Source organism: Desulfobotulus mexicanus, from assembly GCF_006175995.1.
GTDB classification, from domain to species: Bacteria; Desulfobacterota; Desulfobacteria; order Desulfobacterales; family ASO4-4; genus Desulfobotulus; species Desulfobotulus mexicanus.
The window spans coordinates 1-5,412 of sequence record NZ_VDMB01000050.1 but is presented as its reverse complement, the minus strand read 5'-3'; the positions used below and the strand labels follow the sequence as shown (position 1 = coordinate 5,412).

7 protein-coding genes are annotated in these 5,412 nt (G+C 47.8%); 2 read left to right on the top strand and 5 right to left on the bottom strand.

Annotated elements, in window-relative coordinates:
* Positions 1–291 precede the first annotated feature (291 nt).
* From FIM25_RS16655 to FIM25_RS16640, 5 genes are all read right to left on the bottom strand, one after another.
* A complete protein-coding gene (locus FIM25_RS16655) occupies positions 292–1,413 on the bottom strand; it encodes a Fic family protein (RefSeq protein WP_139450980.1) in 1,122 nt (373 codons plus the stop codon).
* Positions 1,414–1,698: 285 nt separating this feature from the next.
* Positions 1,699–2,853: a hypothetical protein gene (locus FIM25_RS16650; RefSeq protein WP_179953482.1), complete on the bottom strand. Its 1,155-nt coding sequence runs from the start codon at positions 2,851–2,853 to the stop codon at positions 1,699–1,701.
* Positions 2,840–3,412 carry a hypothetical protein gene (locus tag FIM25_RS16645; protein WP_179953481.1) on the bottom strand — a complete coding sequence of 191 codons (573 nt, stop codon included), beginning with the start codon at positions 3,410–3,412 and terminating at the stop codon, positions 2,840–2,842. The genes FIM25_RS16650 and FIM25_RS16645 overlap by 14 nt, the downstream gene beginning before the upstream one ends.
* Positions 3,405–3,530: a hypothetical protein gene (locus tag FIM25_RS17750; protein WP_281279348.1), complete on the bottom strand. Its 126-nt coding sequence runs from the start codon at positions 3,528–3,530 to the stop codon at positions 3,405–3,407. Before FIM25_RS17750 ends, FIM25_RS16645 begins: the two co-directional genes overlap by 8 nt.
* Positions 3,531–3,638: 108 nt before the next feature.
* Complete coding sequence (locus FIM25_RS16640) at positions 3,639–4,250, bottom strand: BRO-N domain-containing protein (RefSeq protein WP_139450977.1); 612 nt, start codon at positions 4,248–4,250, stop codon at positions 3,639–3,641.
* Between FIM25_RS16640 and FIM25_RS17240 the strand changes: the two genes are divergently transcribed.
* Complete coding sequence (locus tag FIM25_RS17240; protein ID WP_179953480.1) at positions 4,239–4,430, top strand: hypothetical protein; 192 nt, start codon at positions 4,239–4,241, stop codon at positions 4,428–4,430. The two genes, FIM25_RS16640 and FIM25_RS17240, sit on opposite strands and share 12 nt — an antisense overlap.
* Before the next feature lie 244 nt (positions 4,431–4,674).
* A complete protein-coding gene (locus tag FIM25_RS16635; protein WP_139450976.1) occupies positions 4,675–5,148 on the top strand; it encodes a hypothetical protein in 474 nt (157 codons plus the stop codon).
* Positions 5,149–5,412 lie beyond the last annotated feature (264 nt).

Here is a 5,412-nt window from a genome sequence, read left to right as displayed (position 1 = left end):
ACATCTTCAATCGTATTGGGTAATCGCTTTTCAAAGAGTCGTTTGTCATCGTTATCAATGACTACAATAAAATTATTGCTTGAATGCAGGTCGATTCCAGCGTAAGTTTTCATAAGACACCTCCTAAATCCTATTGAGATTTAAGTCTCTTGCCCTTGGTTTCATAGTGCTACTATGAATAGGGGGGTGTCAATTTTTTACAAGACTCGGTGAGGTAGTCCTTTATATGATTATCAGACCCCTTTTATGATGGATCAAGGCCGGGCTTTCGGGCATCAGAAAAACCCCTTCCTACACCCGCACCAGCCGCATCAGAGGTTCAAAGGCATAGACAGCGGGTTTCCTTCCGCTTGCCTCCTTCACTTTACGGATCAGATCCTTTTCCAGCAGCAAGGTGGTGAACCGGGCGGAGCTTGCAGCGGGAACGCCGCTTTTTTCTTTGAATCTGCTGACCGTGAAAACCGGGAAGGTGAAAACAAAATCCAGCGCCTCAATGGACCACTTTGACGAAAGCACTTCCGCAAAAACCCGTTTCATTTCATCGTAAAGGGAGCGGATCTGGTCTGCGGTATCGAGATTTCTTCCCGCCTGCACCGCCAGCGCCTTCATGAAAAACCGGCACCAGTCCTCCCAGTCTCCCTTTTCCGAAACCCGGCGCATGGCGTCAATGTAGGTATCCCGGTTTTCCTCAAAATAACCGCTGATGTAAAAATGCGGTGCGGATATGATCCCCGAAGACCAGAGCATCAGGGTAATGAGCATCCTGCCGATTCGCCCGTTACCATCCTTGAAGGGGTGCAGGGCTTCAAACTCCACATGGGCCAGGGCGGTTTTGATGAGGGCGGGCTGCCTGCTTTCTCCGATATAGGCAAAGAGCCTGTCCATGCCCTCCGGCAGACGTTCCGGGCTGATGGGAACAAAGAGGATGTTGCGGCTCATCTTGTCTGCCAGATAGTTCTGTTCTTTCTTGAACTCTCCGGGAGATTTGGCCGCTCCCCTTCCAAAGGAAAGCAGGGTCTGGTGAACTCCCCGGATGAGCGACTGGGACAGGGGATACCCGTCTTCCATGGCCTGCTGCGCCCCGCGTAAAGCCCGCTGATACAGGGCGGTTTCAATGACATCGGACCGGGTTTCAGAAGTGTTTCTGTCCGAGCCGTCGGACTCCGCCTCATACATCAGCACCTCATCCATGGTGCTGATGGTGCCTTCGATGCGGGAAGAAAGCACCGCTTCCTGGCTCCGCAGGGGAGCAAGAAGAATTTCGCTGTTGTGCATGGTCTTCAGCATCTGATCGTAGCGGGCCATGGCGGCGGTGGCATCCAGAAGCTCTTCCAGAAAACGCCCCGTATCAAGGCGCTCCGGTGGAAAGGCATCGTAATGATAATGAACCGCCTGATCCAGATTCAGGGACATCGTCTGCTCCTCAGGGGATTTTTTGAAAATGACGGACAGGCCTTTGCTTCCCATCCCTTCCGCACAAGGACGCTTGTTGCTCATATTTGCGAGAATATGAGAAACAAGGCCCTTTGTTTCTAATCTATGCAAAACAAAGAAGCTTGTCTCTCATTTTTTAAAGAATATGAGCAACAAAATTTTCTGCCCGGCTCCCAGACAAGACAAAGCCCCCGCACCGAAAAGGATGCAGGGGCTTTGTTTATGGATCAGTGCCGGGGTTGGGTTGCGGAATCCATCCGCAGGTCACTCTTCATCAGCCAGAGCAATTTCCTCATAGTATCTTTTTTTCTTTTCCATGTATCCTTGAATAGTAACGAATTCTTCATAATACGGTTGAACCACATCTTTCATAATGGATAAGGGAACATAGATCTTAATCTTTTCTCCTGTCTCCTTTTGCAGCAGAGAAACCGTCCCATATTTTTCATGGTCAGGACTGTAGGCACGCACAAGTCTTCCCGAAAGTTGAAAAAAACCCTCCTGTTCTTCAGCTTCAGGTCTCTCTTTTGGAGCTATTTTTCTGTTTTTCCGCTTTTTACGCAAGGCGACAGGCGTATCTACACCATTTCTGACTGTTGTGAAGCCCACGAGATTGACATTTTTACCATCCGGAGCAATTTCTTTGGCAAGTCCCACAAAATTTTCGAAGTAACTTTCGTCACCAATCTGAGCTTTCAGGGTTTCGGAATCGTCCGCCTCAAATAAGGCAAGGCAATCCATCATTTCATCAATGACCTCATCAGCATCCACAGATTTTTCTACAGGCTGAACAGCAAGCGGAAGATCCATTTGTGGTTCAGGCATACCCAATTGAAACGAAACGGCAAAGCTTCTTGGAGAAAGGGCATTGATAAAAAGACCGTAATCATCTTTGATTTTTTTGCTGACTCCACCTCCAGTCCGGTAGGGGATTTTCAGCATTCTCTCCACTGTCCGGTAAAACATGGAAGAAATGCGATCCACCCTTGTCATCAAAAGATCGGCAGATGTTCCGCCATATTTTACGGCATCGCCCGCAATGGTCAGCATCCATTGCTTGCGATCAAGAATCGTGCCTTTTGACTTTAAATGTCTTTGAAAATTGATGTCTTCATAAAGATTTTTCAACTCTTCCCGAATCTCTTCAGGAGGATAACCTGCAAGCCCTCGGGCAACCAGTCGTTCTGCCTGCTCATAGTCTCTGGCATTATAGGCAAGGGAAGCTGCACTTCTGTATAAGATTGAACGCGTCGGTTCAGCCTCTTCGTTTAAGGGCAAAAGATTCGCAGCCTTTTCTTCAAGAGCCAGTGCTTTCAGAAATAAAAGTAAAGCTTTTTCTTCATTCCGTGCTCTTTGAGCAAGAAAAGCCTCTTCTGCAAGATCCATTGCCTCTGTATGTAAAGACTCAATCCGATCCATCTTTCCTTACCAGTTCAGCTCTTGGTTGACCAAATTCGATGACGGATACAAAAACGGGAAAAATGCCGCTTTTGTCCGAAGCTTTAGTCTGGCTCAGCTTCATTTTGATCCGACGGCCAGTGCGGTTGGTGACGGATTCTTTTAAAATCCCTGAAATTTCAAGCCTTGCGTCCTGCTTTGTAAACAAGGAATTGGCAGCATTGTTTTTGTATCCAAGCCAGTAATCAATCCCGGAAGGCTTTGCCGCACGGGTGATAGCTGTAAAATCTGTCTTTTCTCTGATTAAAAGCAAGGATAATGCTTCTGCTCCACACTCCACTGCATCATCAGCATTATACGCCCTTAGCATACCCTCAATATCCACTCCTTGCAGCCATTTTATGGGGTGATGGAAAATTTCAGTCCATAGACTGCATTCCATTGAAACCCCATTGCCGTGTCCACACTGGGTAAGACACCAGATACAGGCTTCCTTCAAAAGGTTTGCCTTGGTTTCTGTGAGAGAAGGGATTCCTGTCTTAAGAGAATCAAGGATTAAATCTCCAGCAGCATCAGTCATATCTTTCCCTTGGTATTTGGAAACGAGACTCTTTATTTGGCCCTGTAAAAACAGGGTCTGAGCCATGAAAATATTGGGCTGCACGATGTTTGTTTACTTTTAATGTTGATTCATTCATTTTTTATCTCCCCTGTCAATAGTTTTGTCTTCTAACTGATGAATTGTTTCCGTTGGATGACGCAAAACGCCCCCGCACCTAACAGGATGCAGGGGCTTTGTTTATGGATCAGTTCCGGGGCCGGGTTGCGGCATCATGATCCCGGAGGGACTGGAGATAGGCTTCGTGGTGGATATCCGGGCTGAGGACGCAGAGGGTGCGGAGGACATCGTTCACGGAAACGCCCATATCCTGATACAGGCGGCCAAGGGTGGGGAGATCCCGGAGGATGGCGTTCACCTGAGTCACGAGCTTGCGGGCAAGGCGGATCTGATCTTCCCTGTCCGGGGCTTCCGTGCCAAGGGCCGGACCCGATACCGAGAAACGGCCTGTCCTGCGGATGGCGGGAAGCACTTCCGAGGCCACCCAGTTGGTGAAATCTTCGGCGGCGGGTTTGTTGGATCGGAAGGCCAGCTTGTACAGGGCGGGTTCGTTGATGGTGACGAACTCCTGATCCTGCTCGCCGTACACCCCGTGCTGGTTCTGGAGGGGGGTGGGGAAACTCCCGACCCCCCTCCAGTTCTCCGGAATACTGGCAAGGGTTTTGTTGCCCACCCATGAAAGGCCCAGGGCTTCGCAAACATCTTTTCCGACAAACCAGATATTGCCGTTTTCATCGGAAAGGGTTCTTACGGTGTAATTCTGAAAGGTGAAATCAATGGTGGACAGGTGCTGAGTCATGGCGGGTCTCCTCTTGTAGGAATGTTGGAATCCGCCGCACTGAAGGCTAAAACAGTGGTGGCGGAACTGGGCGGGTTAGCCTTACCGGACAAAAGGGAAACCGGCGCTTCCGAAGAAGCCCCGCACAGCTCCGCCATAAGGGTGAGCGAGGGCGCAAAAAATGCGCCTGCATTTCTTTGATGGTGGAGGGCGCAAAACCCATTTGTTTTCCGGGAGGCTAATCCCGACTGCGGTTTTTTGCCGCAGCATGAAAACAGTACCCAGGCCGGAATGGAATGTCAAGACACTGTTGCGGATGGGGGGAAATGGGGGAAAGCTACGGAAAACGGACGCGGGGGCTTGTCAGGGACGGAGGGGTGGGGTATGGGAAAGGATCGTTTTTTAAAGAATGTGATGTTTTTTCCTTCATGAAGGAGGGCAAAAAATGGTATCAATGGCTCGAATCATTGATTTTGATCATAAATGGGCAACTCTCGTAGGGCGCGTATTCATTGCTTTCGGTGTGATGGAAAGTATTACCTATGAGTGCCTAAAAGATTGGCTTAAGGATTCAGTCTACCGTAGTGTAAAGAACATGCAGTTTGCCCAAAGGGTTAACTTAGTCATTGACTTGGCAAAAGAGCAGGATGCGCCTAAAGAGAGAATAGAAATATTCATATCTAATCTAAATAGAGTTAAAAAACTTGCAGAAAAACGTAATATTATTGCTCATAACCCTCTTGTTCTTAATATTTTCCAAGAAGGGGGGTACGCAGAAGGTATTGTTTCAAGTAAGAATGAGAATAAATTCATTTGTTTTGATGAATTGGAGCAGCTAGTGATTCAGGCAGAAGCCCTTGAGAGAGAACTTTCAGAGAGCAAAATGAGATTGCGTGAGCATGAGTGGAAGGAACTCTGAGTTAAAATGTGAGGTAAAAGGGGTCTGATAATCATATAAAGGACTACCTCACCGAGTCTTGTAAAAAATTGACACCTCCCTATTCATAGTAGCACTATGAAACCAAGGGCAAGAGACTTAAATCTCAATAGGATTTAGGAGGTGTCTTATGAAAACTTACGCTGGAATCGACCTGCATTCAAGCAATAATTTTATTGTAGTCATTGATAACGATGACAAACGACTCTTTGAAAAGCGATTACCCAATACGATTGAAGATGTCAT

What these genes read in the sequence shown, in the direction of transcription:
- FIM25_RS16655 (WP_139450980.1), bottom strand. Translation starts at nt 1,413, where the DNA reads ATGTCCCTGAATCTGGATCAGGCGGTTCATTATCATTACGATGCCTTT.
- FIM25_RS16650 (WP_179953482.1), bottom strand. Translation starts at nt 2,853, where the DNA reads ATGGATCGGATTGAGTCTTTACATACAGAGGCAATGGATCTTGCAGAA.
- FIM25_RS16645 (WP_179953481.1), bottom strand. Translation starts at nt 3,412, where the DNA reads ATGACTGATGCTGCTGGAGATTTAATCCTTGATTCTCTTAAGACAGGA.
- FIM25_RS17750 (WP_281279348.1), bottom strand. Translation starts at nt 3,530, where the DNA reads ATGAATGAATCAACATTAAAAGTAAACAAACATCGTGCAGCCCAATAT.
- FIM25_RS16640 (WP_139450977.1), bottom strand. Translation starts at nt 4,250, where the DNA reads ATGACTCAGCACCTGTCCACCATTGATTTCACCTTTCAGAATTACACC.
- FIM25_RS16635 (WP_139450976.1), top strand. Translation starts at nt 4,675, where the DNA reads ATGGTATCAATGGCTCGAATCATTGATTTTGATCATAAATGGGCAACT.